The sequence below is a fragment of the Aeromonas sp. A600620 genome (assembly GCF_029479985.1).
GTDB lineage: Bacteria > Pseudomonadota > Gammaproteobacteria > Enterobacterales > Aeromonadaceae > Aeromonas > Aeromonas veronii_A.
In genome coordinates this window covers 1-23,881 of sequence record NZ_JAAKXB010000010.1, presented here as the reverse complement: position 1 = coordinate 23,881, position 23,881 = coordinate 1, and the positions used below count along the sequence as shown (strand labels likewise).

Annotated in this window: 19 protein-coding genes and 1 rRNA gene; 4 read left to right on the top strand and 16 right to left on the bottom strand. The window is 61.1% G+C overall.

Going from position 1 to position 23,881, the window contains the following annotated elements; all coding sequences use genetic code 11:
- Window positions 1-174: 174 nt before the first annotated feature.
- The 6 genes from G5533_RS13240 to rph form a co-directional block, all read right to left on the bottom strand.
- Window positions 175-438, bottom strand: coding sequence for a YihD family protein (locus G5533_RS13240; RefSeq protein WP_005339598.1), 264 nt, complete (start codon window positions 436-438; stop codon window positions 175-177).
- 30 nt (window positions 439-468) lie between these two features.
- The gene (locus G5533_RS13235) at window positions 469-1,623 is read right to left on the bottom strand and encodes a GGDEF domain-containing protein (RefSeq protein WP_005339596.1); all 1,155 of its coding nucleotides are present in this window, start codon (window positions 1,621-1,623) and stop codon (window positions 469-471) included.
- A 127-nt stretch (window positions 1,624-1,750) separates the two neighbouring features.
- Window positions 1,751-2,140, bottom strand: coding sequence for a Cu(I)-responsive transcriptional regulator (cueR, locus tag G5533_RS13230; RefSeq protein WP_005356117.1), 390 nt, complete (start codon window positions 2,138-2,140; stop codon window positions 1,751-1,753).
- Window positions 2,141-4,570, bottom strand: a complete 2,430-nt coding sequence (locus G5533_RS13225) for a heavy metal translocating P-type ATPase (protein WP_421223238.1) — start codon at window positions 4,568-4,570, stop codon at window positions 2,141-2,143. It lies immediately after the preceding gene.
- A 179-nt stretch (window positions 4,571-4,749) separates the two neighbouring features.
- Window positions 4,750-5,403 (bottom strand): orotate phosphoribosyltransferase, encoded by a 654-nt coding sequence (gene pyrE, locus G5533_RS13220; RefSeq protein WP_139460235.1) that lies wholly within the window; start codon window positions 5,401-5,403, stop codon window positions 4,750-4,752.
- A 341-nt stretch (window positions 5,404-5,744) separates the two neighbouring features.
- Window positions 5,745-6,461 (bottom strand): ribonuclease PH, encoded by a 717-nt coding sequence (gene rph, locus G5533_RS13215; RefSeq protein WP_005339589.1) that lies wholly within the window; start codon window positions 6,459-6,461, stop codon window positions 5,745-5,747.
- Between the two features lie 147 nt (window positions 6,462-6,608).
- On the opposite strand from rph, the gene G5533_RS13210 reads away from it, so the two are divergent.
- Window positions 6,609-7,472 carry a YicC/YloC family endoribonuclease gene (locus G5533_RS13210; protein ID WP_042055361.1) on the top strand — a complete coding sequence of 288 codons (864 nt, stop codon included), beginning with the start codon at window positions 6,609-6,611 and terminating at the stop codon, window positions 7,470-7,472.
- Between the two features lie 120 nt (window positions 7,473-7,592).
- Here the strand turns inward: G5533_RS13210 and G5533_RS13205 are convergent, their stop codons facing one another.
- On the bottom strand, window positions 7,593-8,498 hold the full coding sequence (locus G5533_RS13205) for a LysR substrate-binding domain-containing protein (RefSeq protein WP_421255727.1): 906 nt from the start codon (window positions 8,496-8,498) through the stop codon (window positions 7,593-7,595).
- A gap of 120 nt (window positions 8,499-8,618) precedes the next feature.
- Between G5533_RS13205 and G5533_RS13200 the strand changes: the two genes are divergently transcribed.
- Window positions 8,619-9,746 (top strand): S-(hydroxymethyl)glutathione dehydrogenase/class III alcohol dehydrogenase, encoded by a 1,128-nt coding sequence (locus tag G5533_RS13200; RefSeq protein ID WP_058056263.1) that lies wholly within the window; start codon window positions 8,619-8,621, stop codon window positions 9,744-9,746.
- 48 nt (window positions 9,747-9,794) lie between these two features.
- Window positions 9,795-10,631 (top strand): S-formylglutathione hydrolase, encoded by an 837-nt coding sequence (gene fghA / locus G5533_RS13195; protein ID WP_441254885.1) that lies wholly within the window; start codon window positions 9,795-9,797, stop codon window positions 10,629-10,631.
- Window positions 10,632-10,681: 50 nt separating this feature from the next.
- On the opposite strand, the gene G5533_RS13190 is transcribed toward fghA, so the two are convergent.
- Window positions 10,682-11,404, bottom strand: a complete 723-nt coding sequence (locus tag G5533_RS13190; RefSeq protein WP_421231128.1) for a head GIN domain-containing protein — start codon at window positions 11,402-11,404, stop codon at window positions 10,682-10,684.
- Between the two features lie 363 nt (window positions 11,405-11,767).
- Between G5533_RS13190 and ovoA the strand changes: the two genes are divergently transcribed.
- Window positions 11,768-13,918 (top strand): 5-histidylcysteine sulfoxide synthase, encoded by a 2,151-nt coding sequence (gene ovoA, locus G5533_RS13185; protein WP_441254884.1) that lies wholly within the window; start codon window positions 11,768-11,770, stop codon window positions 13,916-13,918.
- Window positions 13,919-13,997: 79 nt separating this feature from the next.
- Here the strand turns inward: ovoA and G5533_RS13180 are convergent, their stop codons facing one another.
- The 8 genes from G5533_RS13180 to rrf form a co-directional block, all read right to left on the bottom strand.
- Window positions 13,998-14,948 carry a bile acid:sodium symporter family protein gene (locus tag G5533_RS13180; RefSeq protein ID WP_058056266.1) on the bottom strand — a complete coding sequence of 317 codons (951 nt, stop codon included), beginning with the start codon at window positions 14,946-14,948 and terminating at the stop codon, window positions 13,998-14,000.
- A 295-nt stretch (window positions 14,949-15,243) separates the two neighbouring features.
- On the bottom strand, window positions 15,244-16,689 hold the full coding sequence (locus G5533_RS13175; protein WP_184236769.1) for an amino acid permease: 1,446 nt from the start codon (window positions 16,687-16,689) through the stop codon (window positions 15,244-15,246).
- A gap of 166 nt (window positions 16,690-16,855) precedes the next feature.
- Window positions 16,856-17,194 carry a tRNA-binding protein gene (locus G5533_RS13170; RefSeq protein WP_026080427.1) on the bottom strand — a complete coding sequence of 113 codons (339 nt, stop codon included), beginning with the start codon at window positions 17,192-17,194 and terminating at the stop codon, window positions 16,856-16,858.
- A 76-nt stretch (window positions 17,195-17,270) separates the two neighbouring features.
- Window positions 17,271-18,716, bottom strand: a complete 1,446-nt coding sequence (locus tag G5533_RS13165; RefSeq protein WP_042055383.1) for an amino acid permease — start codon at window positions 18,714-18,716, stop codon at window positions 17,271-17,273.
- A gap of 103 nt (window positions 18,717-18,819) precedes the next feature.
- On the bottom strand, window positions 18,820-19,275 hold the full coding sequence (locus G5533_RS13160; protein WP_263309290.1) for a beta-galactosidase subunit beta: 456 nt from the start codon (window positions 19,273-19,275) through the stop codon (window positions 18,820-18,822).
- The gene (ebgA, locus tag G5533_RS13155) at window positions 19,272-22,346 is read right to left on the bottom strand and encodes a beta-galactosidase subunit alpha (protein WP_441254883.1); all 3,075 of its coding nucleotides are present in this window, start codon (window positions 22,344-22,346) and stop codon (window positions 19,272-19,274) included. Before ebgA ends, G5533_RS13160 begins: the two co-directional genes overlap by 4 nt.
- Window positions 22,347-22,667: 321 nt before the next feature.
- Window positions 22,668-23,633: a transcriptional regulator EbgR gene (gene ebgR, locus G5533_RS13150; protein ID WP_005342046.1), complete on the bottom strand. Its 966-nt coding sequence runs from the start codon at window positions 23,631-23,633 to the stop codon at window positions 22,668-22,670.
- Window positions 23,634-23,798: 165 nt separating this feature from the next.
- A 5S ribosomal RNA gene (gene rrf / locus G5533_RS13145) occupies window positions 23,799-23,881 on the bottom strand; the annotation flags it as partial.

The following is a 23,881-nucleotide window of genomic DNA, read 5'->3' as shown; positions in this document are numbered from 1 at the left end:
TTAATTGTTATGGCGCGGATTATATCTTAAACAACCTGCTAACCGTGTGGATTAGATGTATCTAATGTTGGCGTTGGATCGCAAATTTCATTAACAAAAAAGGCGTTTCGCCTGTTGACGAAACACCTTTTTTAGATTCCATTGAGGCCTTTCTGATGCGACCGGCTAAATGGCTTATTTGATACCGCGCGCCTTGAGCAGCGCCTCTTTGAAATCGGGCACATGATCCTTGGCCAGACCCGGGATCATCGCCTGCTTGTCGGATTCCCGCATCTTGAGGTGATAGATCAGCATGTCGTCGGTCAGCTCGGACAGAGGCCCTTCAAATCCCGCTTCTTGGGCCAGTTTGGCAACAAACTGCACCAGGCTGAGATCCTGTTCCTTGATCCAGGCAGGCTGCAACAACTCCAGCAGCTCTTCGATACGATGACATTGCATAGACAACCTCTTTAATCTGTCACGTTAAATTCAGGCAACCTTACCCATCAAGGCTACTTCGATTCGATCCCGCCCATTATGCTTGGCCTGATACAGGGCCGCATCCGCTTTTTGGATCAAATCGGCGATTTTCATGCTGTTGTCCGGTATCAGTGTCGCAACACCAAAACTACATGTGACCCGACCGGAGACCAGTGACTTCTGGTGCGGGATGGCCAGCTCCTTGAGCGCCTGCCGCACATTGTCGGCCACCTGCAGTGCCCCCTGCATGCCGGTGCAGGGCAGCAGCAAGGCGAACTCTTCGCCCCCGTAACGGGCCGCCAGATCATCCTCGCGCCGCTCCACTTCGGCCAGCAATCCAGCCACCTGTTGCAGGCAGTCATCCCCCAGCTGATGGCCGTAGAGATCGTTGAACTGCTTGAAGTAATCCACATCCACCAGCACCAGCGACAACGGCGCCCGGGCGCGGTGACAGCGCCGCCAGGCCCGCTCCAGAGAGTCGTCGAGATGGGCGCGGTTGGCGATGCCGGTCAGGCCGTCGAGGCGAGAGGTGAGACGCAAATGCTCGGAGACCGCCTTCAGTTCGGCCACCAGTTCGGCGTTGGAGAAACGGTGGTGGAGCGAGGCGATCTGATCCCGCCGCATCCGGCGGAGCAGGGTCGGCAGAAAGACAAACAGATAACCCGCCAGCATGCAGGAGACGATTCGTTCCTGCTCGTTGCCATTGCCCAGCTCGAACAGCATCGCCATACCCAGTGGCAGAGCGGAACCATAGAGGGTGCGGCGGCTGCCAAACAGCATGATGGCGCTGCCGGTAAGAATGAGGCTGGAGAGCATCATCATGGCGGCCCGGTAGGTATCGGGCAGCTTGTCCATGTAGAGCAGCACCCCGAGAGCCCAGATGATGGAGGTGATGGTGGCTCCGATAAAGAGCTCCCGCTCCAGCACCGGCAACGGTGTCTGGTGCAGGCGGGCTCGGCGCCAGCGCAGGTGCCAGCCCCGACCAAGCAGCCACAGAAAAGTGCCTGCCAGCCAACCGAGCGCTTCGATAGCGGGTAGATAGTCGTGAAACAGCAGACTCCAGCCAAATGCCAACACGCCCAAACAGGGGAGACTGAACGATGCATGGGTATAGAGCTGGGCCATAATGGCCTGCTTAACCTGGCGTGTCACACTCTGGGTCAACTGAGTACTCCTGTACAAGAGCCGAGCAGTCTACCATTACCCCCTGACCCGCAACAATAAAGCGCCGCTTATTAAGAAGTTAATCAATCAACAACGATTTCTTCTGCGCTGGCAGGTGAGTCCTTGCTCACCCCTTCTCCAATTCGTCGAGGATCGGGCACTCGGGATTTTCATCCCCGTGGCAGCAGCAAACCAACCCTTCCAGGGAGGTAAGCATGGCCTGCAAACCGGCAATGCGGGCGCGCAGATCGACGATCTTCTCCTGCGCCAGCTTCTTCACCTGGGCGCTGGTTCTGTGTTCGTCCCGATAGAGCGCCAGCAGCTCCTGACACTCCTCCAGATTGAAGCCGGTCTCCCGCGCCCGTTTGACGAAACGCAGCTCACGCAGCGCCCCCTCGGTGTAACTGCGATAACCGTTGTCACTGCGTACCGGGGCTGTGATGAGGCCAATGCTCTCGTAATAACGGATGGTCTTGGCGGTCAGCCCCGTGGCCTTGGCAACCTTGCTGATGTTCATTTATGCCTCCTTACTGATCGGGTTGGATGCTGGCACGTGCGCCGCCCTGGGCTGCCAGCGTTTCAATAACAGGGAATTGCTCAATACTGTGATGCTGCTCAGGGCCATGGCCGCCCCCGCCAGCTCGGGGCTCAGGTAGCCCAGCGCCGCCAGCGGAATGCCGATGATGTTGAATACGAAGGCCCAGAACAGATTCTGCTGTATGGTGCGCCAGGTGGCCGCCGAGATATCGATGGCATCGGCCACCAGCCGCGGGTCGGATCGCATCAGGGTGATGGCGGCGGTCTCCATCGCCACGTCGGAGCCGGAGCCCATGGCGATGCCGACGTCCGCCGCCGCCAGCGCCGGGGCATCGTTCACCCCGTCCCCCACCATGGCCACCAGCCCGCGGGTTTGCGCCCGCAGCGCCTCCACTTTCTCCACCTTGCCCGCTGGCAGCACGGAGTCAAAGGCCCCGTCCAGCCCCAGCTTGGCGGCAATATGGGCCACCGGCGCCGGTGCATCGCCACTCACCAGCCAGCTGGCGATACCGCGCTGGCGCAGGGTGGCGATGGCTTCCGGGCTCTCGGGGCGCAGGGTATCGGCCAGTGCGGCGATACCAGCCACCGTGCCGTCGATGGCCACCCAAACCCGGGTCGCGCCATCGGCGGCTTGTTCATCCTGTTGCGGCGGTTCAATCCCGAGCTGGGCCAGCAGGGAGCCATTACCGATGGCGACTGTGTGACCCGCTACCTGACCGACAATACCGGCCCCGACCCGCACTTCCACCGCCTCCGGCTGGGGCAGCGTAGCCTCTTTGCCGACCGCCTCGCGCATGGCCAGCGCCAGCGGGTGTTCACTCGCCTGCTGCAGGGCGGCAGCGAGGCGCAGTTGCTCGTCGTTGCCGCTCCAGCTGGCCAGCACCGGCCGCCCCTGGGTCAGGGTACCAGTCTTGTCGAAGATGAGCGCCTTGATGGCGTGGGCCTTCTGCAGGGTATCGACATCCTTGATCAGAATACCGTGGCGCGCCGCTACCCCGGTGCCAGTGACGATGGCGGCCGGGGTCGCCAACCCGAGGGCGCAGGGACAGGCGATCACCAGCACCGCCACCGCTGCCAGCAGCGCCTGACCGAAGTCATTGCTGATGGCGTACCACACCAGCAGGGTGAACAGAGCGATGACCATCACCACCGGCACAAACACGGCGGAGACCTTGTCCACCAACTGTTGCAGCGGCGCCTTGCCCATCTGGGCACTCTCCACCAGTGCGATGATCTTGCTGAGACTGGAGTCCTCCCCCACGGTAGTGGCTTCAATCTCCAGCACGCCGGAGCGGTTGATAGCGCCGCCCAGCACCTTGTCGCCCACACTGCGCGGCACCGGCAGGCTCTCACCGGTGAGGATCGACTCGTCCAGCTCGCTGGCGCCGCTCACTATTCTGCCATCCACCGGCACCCGCTCACCCACCAGCACCCGCAGCCGATCGCCGCGCAGCACCTCGTCGATGGCGACGCTTTGCCAGTTCTCGCCACGCCAGACGGTGGCGGTTTCCGGCCGCAGCGCCATCAGTTCGCGAATGGCGGACTGGGTGCTGCGGCGGGCTCTCGCCTCCAGCAGTTTTCCCAACGAAATCAGGGTAATGATGATGGCGCTCGCCTCGAAATAGAGCTTGCCGCTGGCGGCCATCCCCAACGTCAGCAGCAGATAGAGGCTGTAGAAGTAGGCGGCGCTGGTACCGGTGGCCACCAGCACATCCATATTGGCTGCGCGATTCTTGATGGCAAGCCAGGCGCCGCGATAGAAACGGGCCCCGATCCAGAACTGCACCGGGGTGGCGAACACCAGCTCCAGCCAGGCGGGTAGATGCCAGGGGAACAGTCCGGCCATGGCCAGCATCCCCACCAGCAGCGGCAACGTCAGCAAAGCCGAGACGATGACCCGGGTTTGAGCCTGACGGGCTGTGGCGGCCTCCTGCGCTTCCCGCTCCAGCAACTGCTGGCGGCGGCCGCTGGCCGAGCCTTGTGCCAGCTGGGCGCCAAAGCCGAGCGCTTCGATCTGCTCGCGCAAAGCGGCGGGCGTCTGCATCCCGGGGACCAGCACGATGCGGGCCTGTTCGATAGAGAAATTGACCTCGGCCGAGATAACGCCGGGCAGCGCGGCCAGCATCTTGTTCAACCGAGCCGAACAACCGGCACAAGTCATGCCGGTAATTTGGAACAAAAAGGTCTCGCTGCCGTAGTCGTAACCCTGACTCTTGATGCTGTCGAGCACCGCAGGCAGGCGATCGGGGCTGGCCAGCTCGATGGCCGCCTGCTCCAGCGCGAAGTTGACGGTGGCCTCGACCCCTTCAAGCTTGTTGAGGGCGGTCGCGATGCGGCCTGCGCAGTTGGCGCAGCTCATGCCGCTGAGCGGCAACTGCAGATGAATGGGTGATTGAAGATGAGTGGTCATGTTGTTCCTCCCCGGAACCCGTCGGCACAACAAAACGCCGACTGGCAAACCCTAACCTTTACTGTAAGGGCAAGCTCAAGCCACATGATCCACTTTTTGCAGATGAAAAAAACGGCGCCCGTTTGCTGCCAGAGAACAAACGGGCGCCGCATTCAGCTATTGCGCGGTGCGAGCGGAGCTCAGATACCGTACTGGGCGCGATAAGCCTTCATGGCCGCCAGTTGCGCCGCCAGCTCCGGCTGTTCGGCCTGCTTCTCTTCCAGATACTGGATCAAGTCGCTCATCTGGATGATGGCGATGATGTGAGCGCCGTAGTCACGCTCCACTTCCTGAATGGCGGAGAGTTCGCCCTTGCCCTTCTCCTGACGGTCCAGCGCGATCAGTACGCCAGCCAGCGAGGCGCCGTTGGCCTGGATCAGATCCATGGATTCGCGGATGGCAGTGCCGGCGGTGATGACGTCGTCCACCAGCATGACGCGCCCCTTGAGCGGGCTGCCCACCAGATTGCCGCCCTCGCCGTGATCCTTGGCCTCCTTGCGGTTGAAGCACCAGGGCACGTCCACATCGTGCTGCTCCACCAGCTGCACGGCGGTAGCGGAGGCGATGGGGATCCCCTTGTAGGCCGGGCCAAACAGCACATCAAACTCGATACCGGCATCCATCAGAGCGGCGGCATAGAAGCGGCCGAGACGGGCCAGATCGCGGCCGCTGTTGAACAGACCGGCGTTGAAGAAGTAGGGGCTTTTACGACCGGATTTCAGGGTAAATTCACCGAATTTGAGGACCTGTTTCTCCAGGGCGAACTCGATAAATTGACGCTGGTAGGCTTTCATTCTGGCTCCTTGCTTGGCTTGTCGTTGTCTTGTGTGGGGGTATAAAAAAACGCGGTCAATGCCGCGTTTGCAGGATCTGTTGACGCTTCGTCACAGCCGTGACGGAGTCGGTTTTTGCGCAGAACTAGGCATGAGATGCGAAGTTTGGTAATCCAAACGAGGCATCGAATAACGACGTTATGCACAAAAACAGACCCGTCCCTACGGGTTGCGTGGCAAAGGATGCCATGCGTTGTTGCAGGACTTGCCAAGGGAATAACCATTGGCGGCATCCTGCGCCTAGCCTGGCATCCTTTGACACTGCAACGCGACTTGTGCCGAAACATCAACAGGTCCTGGTATCAGGAGAGCGACTGCTTCTGCAGCGCAATGATGTCGGCGATGCCGCCCTTGGCGAGCGCCAGCATCTCCAGCAGCTCCTCATGGGTGAAGGGCTCGGCCTCCGCGGTGCCCTGCACCTCGATGATGCGACCATCTTCGGTCATCACCACGTTCATGTCGGTCTCGGCGGCGGAGTCTTCGATGTACTCCAGATCGCAGATGGCTTCACCCTGATACATACCGACGGAGACGGCGGCGATCATCTGCTTGAGCGGGCTCTGCTTGATCATGCCCTTCTCGACCATCCAGTTCAGCGCATCCACCAGCGCCACGCAGGCACCGGTAATGGAAGCGGTGCGGGTGCCGCCATCGGCTTGCAGCACGTCACAGTCAACTGTGATGGAGTGCTCGCCCAGCGCAGTCAGGTCTACCGCCGCGCGCAGGGAGCGGGCGATCAGACGGGAGATCTCCAGAGTGCGGCCACTCTGCTTGCCGGAGGCCGCTTCGCGGTTCATCCGGGAGTGGGTGGAGCGCGGCAGCATGCCGTATTCGGCAGTTACCCAGCCCTGATTCTTCCCTTTCAGGAAGCGCGGCACGCTGGTGTCAACGCTGGCGGTGCAGAGCACGCGAGTGTTACCGAACTCCACCAGCACTGAGCCTTCTGCATGTTTGGTGAAATTGCGGGTAATGGTAACTGGGCGAAGTTGCGCGGCACTGCGATCGCTTGGACGTGACATGGAACGGACCTCTGGGCTGGCTCAAATTGGCGGGGGATTATAAGTGATCCCGCCCCAAATATCAGCCGCTAAAACCAACACTTCGGCTGACGCCCTGCCCCCAGCTGGGTATAATCCCGCCACACTTCATCAAGCCCGGAACAATCAATGATTCACAGCATGACCGCCTACGCCCGCAAGGAATTCAAGGGCGACTGGGGCACAGCCGTTTGGGAAATTCGTTCGGTAAACCAGCGCTATCTGGAAACCTACATTCGCCTGCCGGAGCAACTGCGCAGCCTGGAGCCGGTACTGCGTGAGCGTTTCCGCGCCAAGCTGCAGCGCGGCAAGGTGGAGTGCAACCTGCGTTTTGAAGCCGCTCAGGCCGCTGCCAGCCAACTCCATATCAATGAAGAGCTGGCCAAGCTGATCATCGACAGCGCCAACTGGGTAATGAAAGAAGCAGGCCAGGGCCAGCTCAACCCGGTCGACGTACTGCGTTGGCCGGGCGTCATGGCTGCCGCCGAACAGGACATGGACGCGGTTGCCACCGAGCTGCTCGGCGGGTTTGACCAGACCATGGAAGATTTCCTCGCCTCCCGCGCCAGCGAAGGGGCCAACCTCAAGGCGCTGATCGAACAGCGTCTGGCCGGTATTCAGGTGGAAGTGAAGAAGGTGCGCGTCCACCTGCCGCAGATCATCGAGTGGCAGCGCCAGAAGCTCACCGACCGTCTGGCCGAAGCCAAGGTGGAGCTGGATCCGGCCCGCATCGAGCAGGAGATCGTGCTGCTGGCCCAGAAGATCGACGTGGCCGAAGAGCTGGATCGTCTGGAGATGCACATCAGCGAAACCAACAAGATCATGAAGAAGGGTGGCGCCTGCGGTCGTCGTCTCGACTTTATGATGCAGGAGTTCAACCGCGAGTCGAACACCTTGGGCTCCAAGTCCATCAATGCCGAAGTGACCCAGTCCGCCGTCGAGCTGAAAGTCCTCATCGAGCAGATGCGCGAGCAGATCCAGAATATCGAGTAATGGGTCACTGACCATCCGGTTGCTACCTGCAAAAGAGCCCTTGATTCCTCAAGGGCTCTTTTATTTTCAGGCCATCGCACCTGTCGCCCGCCGCCAGTGAGTCAACAGGCGGGGAACACCCTAGCCTATCGGCATCACCAGCGCCGGTTGGTGAGGGTCGCTCAGCCGTTCGGCCAGATAGTCCACCAGCAGCCGCACCTTGGGAGATAAGTGGCGGTTGTGGGGATAGAGGGCCCAGATCCCCTCCGCCGGCGCCCGCAGCTCCGGCAGCAGCTCGATAAGCTCGCCCCGGGCCAGGTGGTCGCTGACGTAGTAGTCCGGCAGCTGGATGATGCCGATCCCCTTGAGCGCCGCATCCAGCAGGGCGTGACCGCTGTTGCAGTGCAGCAGGCCGTGCACCCGCACGCTGTGGGGACGGCCATCCAGGGTGAAGTGCCACTCGTCGCTGTTGCCCACCAGGCAGGTGTGGCGAGTCAGCTCGGAGAGGCTGTTGGGTATGCCGTGGCGGGCGGTGTAGGCCGGTGAGGCGCAGACATAGGGCACCCGCTGCGCCAGCTTGCGCGCCACCAGCGTCGAATCCTTGAGGTGGCCGAGCCGCAGCGCCAGATCGTAGCCTTCGTGCACCAGATCCAGCAGCTGGTTGGTGAGGTTGAGGGTCACCTCCAGCTGGGGGAAGCGCACCATGAAGTCGTTCACCAGCGGGGCGATGCGGCTCTCGCCGTAGGAGACGGGGGCCGTAATGCGCAGGGTGCCCTGCGGCACCGCCTGATGGCGCCCCACCGCCAGCTCCGCCTCGTAGAGGTTGTCCAGCAGCTGACGGCAGTGGCGATAGTAGATCTCGCCAAGCTCGGTGAGCCGTACCTGACGGGTGGTACGCAGCAGCAACTTGGCCTGCAGCCGATCTTCCAGCTGTGCCACCTGACGGCTGACCTGCGCCACCGACACTCCCAGCTTGCGTGCCGCCGGGGTAAAGCCCCCCTGCTCCGCCACGCTGACAAATTCACAGATCCCTTCCCAGCCGAACATTATTACCTGTGTGTAAAAGTGATTTGAGATTTGCCCTCATTATCACCAAATCGGCGGGAAACTACACTGAGTGCCCGAACTCATCTCTGTTCACCCTGCTCAACAAGAAGGATGTCATTCATGGCACAGGTTCAAAGCATCAAGTGTAAAGCCGCCATCGCCTGGGGCCCGGGTCAGCCCCTCTCCATCGAAGAGGTGGAAGTCATGCCACCGCAAGCGGGCGAAGTGCGGGTGCGCATCGTCGCGACCGGCGTCTGCCACACCGATGCCTTCACCCTCTCCGGTGAGGATCCGGAAGGGGTCTTCCCCTGCATTCTCGGCCACGAGGGGGGCGGCATCGTCGAATCGGTCGGCGAGGGCGTCACCAGCGTCAAAGTGGGGGATCATGTGATCCCGCTCTACACCCCCGAGTGCGGCGAGTGCAAATTCTGCAAATCCGGCAAGACCAACCTCTGCCAGAAGATCCGCGCCACTCAGGGCAAGGGGCTGATGCCGGACGGCACCACCCGCTTCTCGAAAGATGGCCAGCCCATCTATCACTACATGGGCACCTCCACCTTCAGCGAATACACGGTACTGCCGGAGATCTCCATCGCCAAAGTGGACCCGGCCGCCCCACTGGAAGAGGTCTGTCTGCTCGGTTGTGGCGTCACCACCGGCATCGGCGCCGTGATGAACACCGCCAAGGTGAAGGAGGGTGAGAGCGTCGCCATCTTCGGGCTGGGGGGCATCGGCCTCTCGGCGGTGATCGGTGCCCGTCTGGCCAAGGCCGGTCGCATCATCGCCATCGACATCAACGAGAGCAAGTTCGAGCTGGCCCGCAAGCTGGGCGCCACCGACTGCATCAATCCGAACGATTACGACAAACCGATTCAGGAGGTGATCGTCGAGCTGACCGATGGCGGCGTCGACTTCTCCTTCGAGTGCATCGGCAACGTCAAGGTAATGCGTGCGGCGCTGGAGTGCTGCCACAAGGGCTGGGGCGAGTCGGTCATCATCGGCGTCGCCGGAGCGGGTCAGGAGATCAGCACCCGTCCGTTCCAGCTGGTGACCGGTCGGGTCTGGCGCGGCAGCGCCTTCGGCGGGGTTCGCGGTCGCAGCGAGCTGCCGAGCTATGTGCAGCGCTATATGCAGGGTGAGTTCCGCCTCGATGACTTCATCACCCACACCATGCCGCTGGAACAGATCAACGAGGCGTTCGACCTGATGCATGAAGGCAAGAGCATTCGCACCGTCATCCACTACTGAGCATGATCACCCCGCCCGCCATCGTGGGCGGGGTGCAGGAGTCTTTCGATGAATCTGGAGATTATCAGCAGCAACAAGAGCTTCGGCGGCTGGCACAAGCGCTGTCGCCACCACGCCAGCATGCTCGGCTGCGAGATGAGTTTTGCCATCTATCTGCCGCCCCAGGCCCTCACCGGCCAGAAGGTGCCCGTGCTCTACTGGCTCAGCGGCCTCACCTGCACCGATGAGAACTTCATGCAGAAGGCGGGTGCCCAGCGCATCGCCGCCGAGCTTGGCATCGCCCTGGTGGCACCGGACACCAGCCCCCGCGGCGACGGCGTGGCCGACGATCCCGGTTATGACCTCGGCATGGGCGCAGGTTTTTACGTCAATGCCAGCCAGAGCCCCTGGCAGGCGCACTACCAGATGTATGACTACGTCACCCGCGAACTGCCTGACTTGATCGAGACCCACTTCCCGGTCTCGACCCGACGCGCCATCAGCGGCCACTCCATGGGCGGTCACGGTGCGCTCATCGCCGCTCTGCGCGAGCCCGGTCGCTACCGCTCGGTCTCGGCGTTCAGCCCGATCTGCCACCCGAGCCGCTGCCCCTGGGGCCAGAAGGCGCTCGGCGCCTACCTCGGCAGCAATCCCTTGTTGTGGCAGGAGTGGGATGCCTGCCAGCTGCTGCGCCACCAGCCGGTCACGCCGCTGCCCACCCTGGTGGATGTGGGACTGGATGATCTCTTCCTCGCCGAGCAGTTGCACATCGATGCGCTGGCCGAGGTGGCCACCAGCAAGGAGTGGCCGCTGGAGCTCAACCGCCACGAGGGCTATGACCACAGCTACTACTTCGTGGCGAGCTTTATCGAGGCGCACCTGCGCTTTCACGCCCGCCACCTCTGATCAAAACAGGCCCGTTGCGGGCCTGTTTCAGTTGTGGTGATCGGTTGATATCAGCTGCCCGCTCGGGTCACGCCGCCGGAGCCTGCGATCTGCTGCTCCACCTTGGGATCGCCCCAGTAGGCGATGTTGCCTGAGCCGGCGATGCCGACTTTCAGCGTCTCCTGCGCCCGTACCGCCACATCACCACTGCCGGCGATATTGACCTCTACCTCGTTGCCGCGCATCTCGCTCCCGAGCACATCGCCAGCACCGGCAATGTTCAGCTCGATAGCCTGTGCCGAACCGCTGCCCAGCTCCAGACTGCCGGTGCCAGCGATATTCCCTTCCAGCCGTTGCAGCTCCAGCTGACTGGCGACGATGTCACCGGTACCGGCCACCGACAGCACCAGCTCATCGCCCTTGAAGCCGCTCAGATCGCCGTTGCCGGTCCCGGCCAATGCCAGTTCGTTCAACACCGGCAAGGTGATGGTCAGCTCCAGCGGCTCGGTAGGCTCGAGCCGGTAACCCTCCTTCACCTCGATCTCCAGCTTGTCGCCGCTCTCGGTCAGCACCAGATAGGGCAGCAGGTTCTCCTGCCCCTTGATCAGGATACCGCGCGGCTCCCCCGCTACCAGATGGAGGGTGGCAGGCACACCCGCCAGCACCCGGGTCACCCCGTCACCGAGCGCCTGCTGGCGCTCGACCACAGCCCCCGTTCCGGTCACTCTGGTCTGATCCAGCCAGTGACAACCACTGAGCCCTGCCATCAACATGACAACCATCATCCATTTCATCGCTACTCTCCTCCTTATGTGTTGGCCATCCAGGGCCAATTGGTTTTCATGCTATGCAAAGCGCGAGCCAAAAATTAACCTAATGATTCAAAAGGAAATAACTTTTTCACCCAGAACAGAACGAAGAATTAAGAGAGCCATTTAGACCATATTTTGGTGAAAATAACCATTCTCGAACGGATATGATTGTGGCTGATTGGCGGGTCGTCCTGCCGGTCACTATGCTGACAGCCCGTGGAAGTTTTTAATTGTCCTGCCGGTCTGTTGAGCCAATAGTGGTACTTCGTGCGTACCAAGCTCTCCATTGCGGTAATGTCATTACCACTGTCTTGTCAGTCTTCACTGCCAACAAGGAGTCAGAGCGTGACCCAAGCAAGCCCTCTCTATGCCACCGCCACCGGTCTGCCGGAACCGACTCGCACCCCGTTGCTGACCGGCAGCGATCCCGAGCAGAAACGGCGCGAGCTGCTCGCCTACTTCTGCCAGACCTTCGATCTCTACGACTCGCTGTTCGACTGTCTGGCCGATGAGCGGGCCTGGTTCAACAAGGCGATCCCGCTGCGCCACCCGCTCATCTTCTACTACGGCCACACCGCCGCCTTCTTTATCAACAAGCTGCTGGCGGCACGCCTGATCGATCAGCGGCTGGATGCCCGCATCGAGGCCATGGTCGCCATCGGGGTGGACGAGATGAGCTGGGACGATCTGGACGAGACCCACTACGACTGGCCCAAAGTTAGCGAGCTGCGCAGCTATCGGGCCAAAGTCCGTTCGCTGGTGTGCGACTTCATCCGCCAGATGCCGCTCACCCTGCCCATCGACTGGCAGAGTCCGGCCTGGGTGATCCTGATGGGGATAGAGCACGAGCGCATCCACCTCGAGACCTCCAGCGTGCTGATCCGCCAGTTGCCGATCGCCTGGGTGCGGCCGCAGCCTTATTGGCCCGCCTGCGCCGAAGCACGCCACCGCATTGATCAGGTGCCCGCCAACAGCCTGCTGCCGGTGGCCGGCGGCAAGGTGCGCCTTGGCAAGCAGGACGCCACCTACGGCTGGGACAACGAATATGGCGAGCGCCAGATCGAGCTGGCCCCGTTTCAGGCCAGCCGCATGCTGGTGAGCAATGCCGAGTACCTCGCCTTCGTCCAGGCGGGCGGCTATGGCCAACAACAGTGGTGGGATGAGGAGGGATGGGGCTGGTGCCAGTACGCCAAGGCGCAGATGCCCACCTTCTGGGTGGGTGATCCCACCGAGCCCGAACAATTGCAGCTGCGGCTGATGACCGAGCAGGTCGCCATGCCCTGGGACTGGCCGGTCGAGGTGAATCAGCTGGAAGCGGCTGCCTTCTGCCGCTGGAAGGCGGCCCGGACCGGACTCCCCATCCAGCTGCCGAGCGAGGCGGAGTGGCAGCTGCTGCGCGAGCAGCTACCCGGCGATCAGCCGGACTGGACAGAGGCCCCCGGCAATATCAATCTGGCCCGTTTTGCCTCCTCCTGCCCGGTGGATGCCTGCCCGCAAGGGGAGTTCTTCGATCTGGTGGGCAATGTCTGGCAGTGGACCAGCACCGCCATCGATGGCTTCGACGGCTTTAAAATCCACCCGCTCTACGACGACTTCTCCACCCCGACCTTTGATGGCAAGCACACCCTGATCAAGGGGGGCAGCTGGATCAGCACAGGTAACGAAGCGCTCAAATCATCCCGTTACGCCTTTCGGCGTCACTTCTTCCAGCATGCGGGTTTCCGCTATCTGGTCTCCCGTTATCAGGAACCCGTTATCGTGAATCCCTATGAAACCGACACGCTGGTCGCTCAGTACCTCGACTTCCAGTACGGCCCCAGCCACTTCGGGGTCGCCAACTACGCCAAGACGCTTGCTGATCTTGCTGGCGAGCTGTGCAGCAACCACCAGCGGGCACTGGATATCGGCTGTGCCACCGGCCGCGCCAGCTTCGAACTGGCTCGCCACTTCCAGCATGTGGACGGGGTCGACTACTCGGCCCGCTTCATCGATGTGGCGCTGGCCCTCGCCAGCCAGGACAGCTTCCGCTACGCCATTCCGCTGGAGGGTGAACTGGTGGAGTATTGCGAGGCACGCCTGTCGAGCCACGGGCTGGGGGCGAGTCAGGCTGAGCGCATCCACTTCAGTCAGGGGGATGCCTGCAACCTCAAGCCCAAATATGACCACTACGATCTGGTGCTCGCCTCCAACCTGATCGACCGGCTGCGGGAGCCCGCCCGCTTCCTGCGGGATATCGCTCCCCGGCTGCGCAGCGGTGGCCTGCTGGTGCTCACCAGCCCCTATACCTGGCTGGCGGAATATACTCCGCCCGCCAACTGGCTCGGCGGCATTCGTGAAAACGGCGAGGCGCTCACCACCTATCAGGCGCTGCAACGGCTGCTGGCGGCGGAGTTCGAGGAGCACTGCCCGCCGCGGGATGTGCCTTTCGTCATCCGCGAGACCGCCCGCAAATACCAGCACACGGTGGCGCAGCTGACCGTCTGGCGCAAACGCTAGCACGCCGGTCGACATGCAGATGAAAAGAGGGAGGCCAACGGGCCTCCCTCTTTTCATGGCAGTCAAAATGGCGCGAGTATCAATGCCCCTGCTCATGATAGCGGCGGGCCAGCACGGCGCAGACCATCAGCTGGATCTGGTGGAAGATCATCAGCGGCAGCACCATCACCCCGACGCTGGCGGCGGGGAACATGACGTTGGCCATGGGTACCCCGTTGGCGAGGCTCTTCTTGGAGCCGCAGAATACGATGGTGATCTCGTCCGCCTTGTCGAAGCCGAGGCGACGGCTGATCCAGACGTTCCAGCAGAGCACCAGCGCCAGCAAGACGCAACTCAGCAGCACGATACTGGCCAGATCGTACCAGCCCACTTGGTGCCAAATCCCCTGCACCACCGCCTCGCTGAAGGCCACATAGACCACCAGCAGGATGGAGCTCTGATCCAGCTTGCCGATGAGCGGCCGGTGGCTGTCGACCCAGCGGCCAATGAGCGGACGCGACAGGTGGCCCACCACAAAAGGCAGCATCAGCTGCATCATGATGGACTGGATGGAGTGCCAGGTGTCGATCCCCTCCCCCTGTACGTGGATCATCATCCCCACCAGCACCGGCGAGAGAAAGATACCGAGGATGCTGGAGGCCGAGGCGCTGCACACCGCCGCCGACACATTGCCGCCAGCCATGGAGGTAAAGGCGATAGCCGACTGCACGGTGGCAGGCAGAGCGCAGAGATAGAGGAAGCCAAGGTAGATGGCCGGGCTCAGCCAGCTCGGCACCAGCGGGGTGAGCAGCAGCCCCAGCAGCGGAAAGAGCACGAAGGTGCTGAGCATCACCACCAGATGAAGCCGCCAGTGGCCGAGGCCCGCCAGCAGGTTCTGGCGCGACAGCTTGGCGCCATGCATGAAGAACAAGAGCGCCACCGCCAGCTTGGTCAGCAGACCGAACCAGACGGCCACCTGCCCCTCGCAGGGAAAGAGGGAGGCCAGGGTGACCACCGCAATCAGCACAACAGTAAAGGGATCCAGACGCACGAAAGGTCTCCATCAGAAGGGCATCCTGCAGCCATGGCGACAGTCAGGATTGGGGAGGACAAGAAACAGAGCGGGAGATGTCTGGCACCTCCCGCTAAAACGAACCTCCAGCTTACCCCGATAACGGAGAGGCGCAAAGTTGAGCGGCGAATAATTGTTCATCAATGCTTAACGCCTTCGCCATATCGAGTAGCAAAAGTTGACGATAAAACGGCTGTGACAGCTCCAAAACGGCTAAAAATGGATAAAAAAACGGGCGACCAAGGCCGCCCGTCACGCTTTTTCACCCAGCCGATCAGCGCTGGCTGGCCAGCTTGCCGTTGCCGGTTTTCTTCTCATTGCCACCGAGCTTGCGGGCCTGCCGCTTCTCGAAGCGGGAGATCCACCAGTAGGCCAGCGCCGAGAAGACCGCGGTCATGAAGACGTTGATGAAGAAGGCGCGCACCAGATCCACCCCGGCCGGGAAGGCGGAGGCGCTCATGCTCACCACGAAGATGGCGATCAGCACCGACACCACGCCCATCCCGAACTTGCGCGACCCCATGCGGAAGTCGCGGGGGGTGTCGTCATGTTTCCAGCGGAACACGAAGTAGGCCACCATGATGAAGATCGGCGGCAACATGGCGGTACCGGCGGTGAGGTTGATGGCGGTGTTCATCATCTGCTGCACCGACTCGGAGCCGAAACCGTTGACCACCAGCATCGCGAACACGAAGACAAACTGCCACCAGGCGGCGCGCACCGGCACGCCGTGCTCGTTGAGCTGGGTGGTCTTCTCACCGTAAACCCCCTGCGGGATCTCGGAGAAGTGGATCTTCACCGGCGCCGAGGTCCACATCATCATGGAGCCGAACATGGCGATAAACAGCACCACGCCGACGAAGCGGCCCACCAGCGCCTCGGAGAGCCCGAAGTACTGCGCCATGCCGGTGAAGATCTCCACCATGCCGCCGGCATAGGTGAGGCTCTCGCGCGGTACGAACACGTTCACCAGCAGGGAACCGACCGCATACATGGCACCGATGACGATACCGGCACTGATGATCACCTTGATAAAGGACTTCTGGCCCCCCTTCACATCATTGAGGTAGGCCGCTGCCGTTTCGGCACCGCCCGCCGCCTGGAAGATCCAGCACATGATGCCGAGCGTCGCCCAGTTGACGGTGGGAGTCATCGCCTCCAGCGTGATGGGCTGGGCCGGCACATGATCGCCACTCAGGGCCATCAGGGCGCCCAGCACATAGATGGCGAACAGGGCAAACACCCCGTAGGCCACGATCTCGGCAATCTTGCCAAGCCAGCTCGCCCCCTTGGTGGAGATGTGGGTCGCCGCCGCAAACAGCACGATGGAGATGATCGAGGTGACCATGGGCGAGAAGCTGTACTCATAGCCCAGCATGGCGTAGGAGGCGTAGGCGATGACGTTGGGCAGCAGGGAGACGAACCAGAACAGGTTCACGAACCAGTAGAGAAACGAACCCAGATAGGCCATCCGGGTGCCGAGCGGCTTTTTCAGCCAGTCGTACATCCCCGACTCGGAGTTTTTGTTGGCCGAGACGAACTCGGCGATGATGAAAACAAACGGGATGAAGTAGACGATGGTCGCCAGCAGGAAGATGGGGGCGGAGCTGAGCCCCAGCTCGATGTTGTTGTTGACGATGTTGCGCACGTTGAACACGGCGGCAAAGGTCATCGACAACAGGGCAAACTTGCCTATGGTGCCGCGTACGGATTCAGACATGGTGTCCTCCAGTGGACTTGCGCTCCCTGCGGGTAACGCTGTGACTCTGTGGTGTGTTCGGCAAGGGTCTGTCGGCCCCGCGCTTTACTCTGTTGTTATGATCGGGCCGCGTGGACGGCCTCGTTGGTGAACCGGTGCAGTCTCCCGCACCAGCTCGCAATACCATTCAGACGATCGGAGTGCCCGGCGCCATCGGCACCCGCGGCTGCAACAGCACGCTCTGGCTCTCGTCCGGGGTCTCGGCGCAGAGCAACATGCACTCGGAACGCTCGCCGCGCATCCTAGTGGGCTTGAGGTTGGTCAGCACCACCACCTCGCTGCCCATCAGTTCCTCTTCGCTGTAGTAGGGCACCAGACTGGTGACGGTCTGCAGCGGCCGCTCGCCACCCACGTCGATCTGGACGATGTAGAGTTTGTCGGCACCGGGGTGACGCACCACCTCCAGTACCTTGCCCACCTTCATCTCGACCCGCTTGAATTCGGCAAACTCGATCGTCTCGCTCATGCTCTTTTCCTTTTCTGGTTCAACGGTTTGCGGGTGGCCAACGGCCACCCGGTTTGATTGGGATTCAATTCAGTGCCTATGGCGTCTGCATGGCAACCTGCGCTGTCGGCTGGGCCTCTTTGGCACGCGCTTCGGCGCTGAGGGAGGCTTCGTAGCGGTTGTACTTCCACCAGGCGAAGCCAAGGAAGATCACGATCCCGCCGACGTTGTAGAAGATGATGGTCATGATGTCGGCGCCGGTCGGGAAGGTGGAGGCGAGGAAGCCCACCGAGAAGATGGCGATCAGCACCGAGACCACGGCGATACCGGTGGTGCGCGAACCCATCCTGAACTCCCGCGGCAGGTGGTCGAGCTTCAAACGCAGATTGAGGTAGGCCAGCATGATGAACAGCGGCGGCAGCATGGAGGCAGCGGCGGTCATGTTGATGACGGTGTTCATCAGATCCTGCGCGGTGTTGGAGCCCAGAGTCGGGATCACCATCAGCGGCAGCACGATGAGGTACTGGATCCAGGCTGCACGGGCGGGCACGCCGTTCTCGTTCAGCTCGACGGTTTTCTTGCCGAAGATGCCGGCCGGGATCTCGGAGAAGAAGATCTTCACCGGAGTCGCCGTCCACATCAGCAGGGAGCCGAACATGGCGGTGAAGGAGACCAGCCCGACGAAGCGGTTCATCAGGATCTCCGGCAGGCCGAAGTAGGCTGCCAGCCCTTCAAACACCTGCACCGAGCCGCCGGTATATTTAAGGGTGTCGCTGTGGACGAACACGTTGATCAAAAGCGATGCGATGGAGTAGAGCACCCCGATAAAGATCCCGGCGACGATGATCACCTTCACGAAGGATTTGGAGCCCCCTTTCACGTCATTGACGTAGACCGCCACCGACTCGGCGCCACCGGCTGCCATAAAGATCCAGGTGGTGATGCCGAGGAAGGCCCAGCTGAAATCGGGAACCATGGCCTCTACCGTGATGGGGTCGGCCGGCTGCACGCCGCCCACCAGTGCCGCACCCGCCAGCAGGATGTAGGAGAGGGTCAGCAGCAGCATCAGGGACGAGGTCACCGAGGTGATGGGACCGAGCATCTTGGCGCCGTTGGTGGAGACGTAGGTGGCAAAGGCAAACAGCACCATGCTCAATGCCGTGGTCGCCACCGGAGTGAGAATGTACTCGTAGCCGAGAAAGGCATAGGAGGCGTAGGCGATAACCCGCGGCAGCAGCGAGGTGAAGAAGAAGAGGTTCACGAACCAGTAGGTATAGGCGGAGATAAAGGCCCAGCGCCCGCCGAGGGAGCTCTTCACCCAGGCATACACCCCCGCTTCGGAGTTTTTGTTCAGTGACACGAACTCCGCAATGATCAGGCAAAACGGAATGAAGTAAAAAATGGTGGCCAGAAAGAACATCGGGGCCGAGGCCAGACCGATCTCGATGTTGTTGTTGATGACGTTGTTGAAGCTGAATACCGCCGCGAAGGTGAGCGACAGCAGACCAAACTTGCCTATCGTATTGCGTTTGGAATCAGACATGGTGCATCTCCAGACCTGTAGTTATCTCAGCGAAAGGGCGGGGCATGATGTGTAGGGTGAGCCCCGCCCTTCCGGCTTTTATCAGTGCAGAACCGGCGGCTTGTTATTTGTTTTTGAAGTAGCCGCCTTCGACGGTGACCTTGATGATCACCTTGCGCACCGGGCTGTCGCCGACGAATCGGTAGGCCTCGTCGTTCTCGAAGATCACCACCTGACCATTGCCGACCTGCTGGCGCTCACGCACCTCGCCGGCCAGCCACTCGCGGTCGGTGGTGTCGTCATAGGCCTGCTCGACCCGCAGCTCCGACTTGAGGGCCCACTCCACCATCTCTGCCCCTTCCAGGTAGTAGTGAACGTCGAAGTAACGGCGCTGCCCCTCGAACAACGAGGCGGCCGGGCTGGCCCCCTCCTGCAAGCGGTAGGTGAGGGAGTCACCGATGGAGTGGCAGATGCCGGGTTTGAGGTTCGGCAGGTTGTTGATGGCCTCCACGCAGCGGCCCCACTTCTTGCCCTCCCGGTAGATGTTTTTGAACAGGGTCAGGTTGTCCAGGGTGATCATACGAGGTTCCTCCCGCCGTTGATGGTGAGATCGAGCCCGGCCAGAGCAGCCGGATTGAGGTTGCCACGGGCGATGGGCAGCAGGGTCAGGCCGAAGCTGAATGGCTCGAAGCGCACCCGCCAGGAGTCCAGTACCTCGGAGCCCCAGGAGTTGGAGCCGAGCCCCAGCACCTTGTGATCCAGATTGAGGGTGAGATAACCGCAGGGTTCCAGCTCGTTGATGTGCTGCGCCGCGTGGATATGCTCCCAGCTGTAGGGCCAGACGCTCAGGTTGATGGGGGCATCGGGTCGCACGTAGAGACCGGCACCGTGACGGTTGGTCAGGGTCGCCCAGCGCACCTGCTGGCGGTTGCCGTTGTCCTGCGGGAAGGGGTAGTGCTCCCACATCTCGCCGACTGTGCTCTGGAAGCTGTCGATCCAGTTGCTCTGGCGGCTGTCCTGATAGTTTTCGCCCGGCCCCATGCCGTAGTAGTGCACCCGGTCGAGATCCTGACGAATGCCCAGCTCGAAGCCAATCTTGGGAATGATGTCGTCATAACCGCCGTAGGGCTGACCGGATAGGGCCACGTGCAGTTGGCCGTTCGGGCTCAGGGTGTAGACGTAGCGGCAGCGCATGCCGAAGTCGAACACCGGCGGCGCGATCAGGCTCTCCACCGTCACCTCGACCGCGTCACCCAGCTGGCGCCAGCTTAAGGTGCGGAAGTGCTCCTGCATGATCTGCAGGTGGTTCGGGTGCCACAGGCTCTCGTACTCCTGCTTGTGGTTGTCGATCATCGGCTTGAAGAAGGTGAGGCGTGGGGCTCGCTCGATGAGCTCGATACCATCCTGCTGCCAGCTCACCAGCTTGCCGTCGAGGCGTGAGAAGCGCAGGGCAAAGCCGCTGCCGCTCAAGGTCAGCGCGAGGCGCTCATCGGCGATCTGCAACGCCGTGGCGCTGGGATTGGCGAAGGGCCGCAGCTGGCGAGTCGACTCTTTCAGCCGGAACTGGTACTGGCCCAGCTCGTGCTCCGCCGCACTGTAGCGGGTAGCGGTGACCTTGATGACCCGCAGCTGGACGAAGGTTTCCCGCCCATCAAGCGTGGGCAATTCGAGTTGCAGCTCAGTAGTGGCACCGGGGGCAATCCCTTCCAGCCGGATTTGCTGGCTGGCCAGCAGCTCGCCCTCAGCCTTCACTTCGACCAGCAGACGGATGTCGTCGAGACTGGAGAACCAGTAGCGGTTTTCCAGCTCAAGCCGGCCACTCGCCAGATCCAGTGCCCGCACCTTGACCGGGCAGATCACCTGCTTGTATTCGCGCAGGCCCGGCCCCGGGGTCTGATCCGGATAGATGAGGCCATCCATGCAGAAGTTGTAGTTGTTGGGGTAGTCGCCGTAGTCGCCGCCGTACTTGTAGACGGGGCGGCCCTGCTCGTCCTGATCCAGGATGCCGTGATCGCACCACTCCCAGATGTAGTGACCCTGAATGTGGGGATGGCGGTCAAACACCTGCTGGTATTCGCTGAGGCCACCCGGGCCGTTGCCCATGGCGTGGGCGTATTCGCAGAGGATGCGTGGCTTCGCCATCGGGAACTCGCCGAAGCAGTTCATCTGGGAGACGCGGGAATACATGGTGCTGACCACATCCACCACCTCGGCATCGCGATCCTCTTCGTAGTGCACCAGCCGGGTCGGGTCGATCGCCTTGCAGCGCTGGTACATGGCTCTGATGTTGCAACCGTAGCCGGACTCGTTGCCGAGGGACCAGATGATGATGGAGGGGTGGTTCTTCTGGGCGTGCACGTGGCGCTCAATGCGATCCACGAACACCGGCTCCCAGAAGGGGTCGTCGGTGATGCGGCTGAGATCGCCGACGTTGGCAAAACCGTGGGTCTCCACGTCGGTCTCCGCCATCACGAACAGACCGTACTGGTCGCACAGCTCGTAGAAACGCGGGTCGTTCGGGTAGTGGGCGGTGCGCACCGAGTTGAGGTTGTGCTGCTTCATCAACACGATATCGCGCTCCACCCTATCCATGCCGACCGCACGGCTCTTGAGGTGGTCGTTGTCGTGACGGTTCACCCCGTGCAGCTTGAGGTAGTGACCGTTGACATGGAAGAGGCCATCCTTGACGGTAATTTCACGCACCCCGACTCGCTGCGGGATCACTTCCAGCAGCTCTCCCTGACCGTTGTAGAGGGAGAGTTGCAGCTGGTAGAGGTAAGGATCTTCGGCGCTCCACAGATGGGGGTTGGCCAGATCCAGCGTGAAGCGGCAATCACACTTGCCGTCGATGGCGAGATGATCGAGCGAGCCGCTGGCGATCTCGCTGCCCTGATCCAGCAGGGACCAGACCAGACGGTGATCACGGGCTGCTGCCCCCAGGTTCTCCAGCTGGATATCGCAGCTCAGGGTCGCGCTCCGGTTGTCGTCGGCCAGCGCGGTGCGGATGAAAAAGTCCTGCACATGGGCGGCCGGTTTGCCCACCAGATAGACGTCGCGGAAGATCCCCGCCATCCACCACATGTCCTGATCTTCGATATAGGTAGAGTCCGCCCACTGCATCACCCGCACCGACAGCAGGTTTTCGCCAACCTTGGCATAGGCACTGATATCGAACTCGGCGGTGAGACGGCTCCCCTTGCTGAAACCGACATAGTGGCCGTTCACATAGACCTCGAAGTAGGTCTCCACCCCGTCAAACTTGATGATCACCTGCTCGCCGTCCCAGGCCGGGCTCAGCATGAAGCTGCGCTGATAAGCGCCGGTGGGGTTGTTGGTCGGCACGAAGGGCACGTCGATGGGGAAGGGAAAACCTTCGTCGGTGTACTGCAGCTGACCATGTCCTTCCATCTGCCACATGTTGGGCACGGTGATCTGGCCCCACTCGCTCATGGGGCTGTGATAGAAGGCCTCCGGCACCTGCAGGGGGTGGTCGAAGTAGTGGAACTGCCACTGGCCGCCAAGGCTCAGAAAACGGCGACTCAGCTCGCGCTGCATAGTGGCCGCCAGCGCGTGGTCGGCATAAGAGAAGAAGTAGGCGCGCGGAGCCAGCCTGTTTTCACCAACGAATTGGACGTTTTCCCAGTTATTCACATGTCCTCCCGGAACAAGGCAACGTTAACTGGGTAAACTCTAGATAAACATTTACTAAATATCAGCTTTGGATTGGTAAAGTTTTAACCTGATCACAATGAACAGATGGTTTTGTGAGCGAGATCAGAAGCGGGAGATAAAGGAGGGCAAGATATGGATGAGTGGCATGGATGTTGATAAGAGTTGGCTGGCTAGCAATAAAATCAACTATAAAACAATATGATATGAAGTTACTGGATGATATGGGAAAGAGGTTTGCTTGGGAGAGGTGTCGCACCACCGCAAGATGGCGCGACTAAAAAGTGACTTATTTTACTAAAATCAGCGGGTGGTGCCACGCAGGGTCAACTTGCTCGGTACCAGCACCCGAAGGGGAATATCCCGCTCATCTCGCAGCCGCTCAACCAGCAAATTGACCCCCTGGGAGCCCATCAACTCGGAGTGGATCCGCACCGTGGAGAGCGGCGGGAAGGTGAACTTGGCGGTCGGAATATCGTTGACGCTGATAAGCTCGATCTGCTGGGGAATCGCCAGTCCCTTCTCATGAATGGCACGCAGCACACCAATGGCGATGGAGTCGGAGGCGACGAACAGCGCCTTGGGCCAATCCCCTGCCAGCATCTCCTTCGCCAACTGGTAGCCGGAGGCGCTGGAGAAGTCGCCGCGATAGAGATCGCTCTCCTGCACCACCCCCAGCCGCTGGCCATAATCCCGGAAGGCCAGTTCGCGCAGATCAGGATTCTCATCCTGGCCACCGATATAACCGATACGCTGGTGCCCCTGCGCGATGAAGTAATCGACGACCTGCTGGCTGATCAGGGCGAGATCCACATCGACCGAGTCGAACTCTCCCTGTGAACGGCAGTCGACAAACACCAGCTGGCTAGAACAAGCCCTGAGCTGGACGAGACGTTCGGCTGTGAGTGTGCCGACCACCAGAATGCCATCCACGGCGCTCAATTCACGCCCTTCACCACAGTTGTAGAGATGGGTCAGTTCGATATTGAGGCGGGCACTCTGGGTCTCGATGCCATAACGGATAGCGAGATAGTAAGGGTCGTTGACCTCGGTACTCTGGGGATAGGCATAGACCACCAGAAAGTGCAGCTTGCTCTTGTGCACCCCCTTGCGGGCGCTACTGGTCTTGTACTCCAGCCGTTCGGCAATTTCGAAGATCCGCTGCTTGGTCTCTTCCTTGACGCTCAGGCTGGGATCCTCGTTCAGTACCCGGGATACCGTGGCGAGAGAAACCCCCGCCTCCTGTGCAATTTCCTTCAACGTAGCCATCAATACCTCGCTGGCAGCATCACGTGTTAATCGGTAACGGCTAAAGAGTAACGGGCAATCCCTTGATAGCCCAGCACTTTTACTAAAATGCCGGCGGCGGTGCAGATTTTTGGAGCGCAGAAATGCCAAAAGGCCTCCCGAATGGGAGGCCTCTTCTAAATAGGTGCCTGACAGTGTCCTACTCTCGCATGGCGAATGCCACACTACCATCGGCGCTACCGCGTTTCACTTCTGAGTTCGGCATGGGA

What these genes read in the sequence shown, in the direction of transcription:
- G5533_RS13240 (WP_005339598.1), bottom strand. Translation starts at nt 438, where the DNA reads ATGCAATGTCATCGTATCGAAGAGCTGCTGGAGTTGTTGCAGCCTGCC.
- cueR (WP_005356117.1), bottom strand. Translation starts at nt 2,140, where the DNA reads ATGAACATCAGCAAGGTTGCCAAGGCCACGGGGCTGACCGCCAAGACC.
- G5533_RS13225 (WP_421223238.1), bottom strand. Translation starts at nt 4,570, where the DNA reads ATGACCACTCATCTTCAATCACCCATTCATCTGCAGTTGCCGCTCAGC.
- pyrE (WP_139460235.1), bottom strand. Translation starts at nt 5,403, where the DNA reads ATGAAAGCCTACCAGCGTCAATTTATCGAGTTCGCCCTGGAGAAACAG.
- rph (WP_005339589.1), bottom strand. Translation starts at nt 6,461, where the DNA reads ATGTCACGTCCAAGCGATCGCAGTGCCGCGCAACTTCGCCCAGTTACC.
- G5533_RS13210 (WP_042055361.1), top strand. Translation starts at nt 6,609, where the DNA reads ATGATTCACAGCATGACCGCCTACGCCCGCAAGGAATTCAAGGGCGAC.
- G5533_RS13205 (WP_421255727.1), bottom strand. Translation starts at nt 8,498, where the DNA reads ATGTTCGGCTGGGAAGGGATCTGTGAATTTGTCAGCGTGGCGGAGCAG.
- G5533_RS13200 (WP_058056263.1), top strand. Translation starts at nt 8,619, where the DNA reads ATGGCACAGGTTCAAAGCATCAAGTGTAAAGCCGCCATCGCCTGGGGC.
- fghA (WP_441254885.1), top strand. Translation starts at nt 9,795, where the DNA reads ATGAATCTGGAGATTATCAGCAGCAACAAGAGCTTCGGCGGCTGGCAC.
- G5533_RS13190 (WP_421231128.1), bottom strand. Translation starts at nt 11,404, where the DNA reads ATGAAATGGATGATGGTTGTCATGTTGATGGCAGGGCTCAGTGGTTGT.
- G5533_RS13175 (WP_184236769.1), bottom strand. Translation starts at nt 16,689, where the DNA reads ATGTCTGAATCCGTACGCGGCACCATAGGCAAGTTTGCCCTGTTGTCG.
- G5533_RS13170 (WP_026080427.1), bottom strand. Translation starts at nt 17,194, where the DNA reads ATGAGCGAGACGATCGAGTTTGCCGAATTCAAGCGGGTCGAGATGAAG.
- G5533_RS13165 (WP_042055383.1), bottom strand. Translation starts at nt 18,716, where the DNA reads ATGTCTGATTCCAAACGCAATACGATAGGCAAGTTTGGTCTGCTGTCG.
- G5533_RS13160 (WP_263309290.1), bottom strand. Translation starts at nt 19,275, where the DNA reads ATGATCACCCTGGACAACCTGACCCTGTTCAAAAACATCTACCGGGAG.
- ebgR (WP_005342046.1), bottom strand. Translation starts at nt 23,633, where the DNA reads ATGGCTACGTTGAAGGAAATTGCACAGGAGGCGGGGGTTTCTCTCGCC.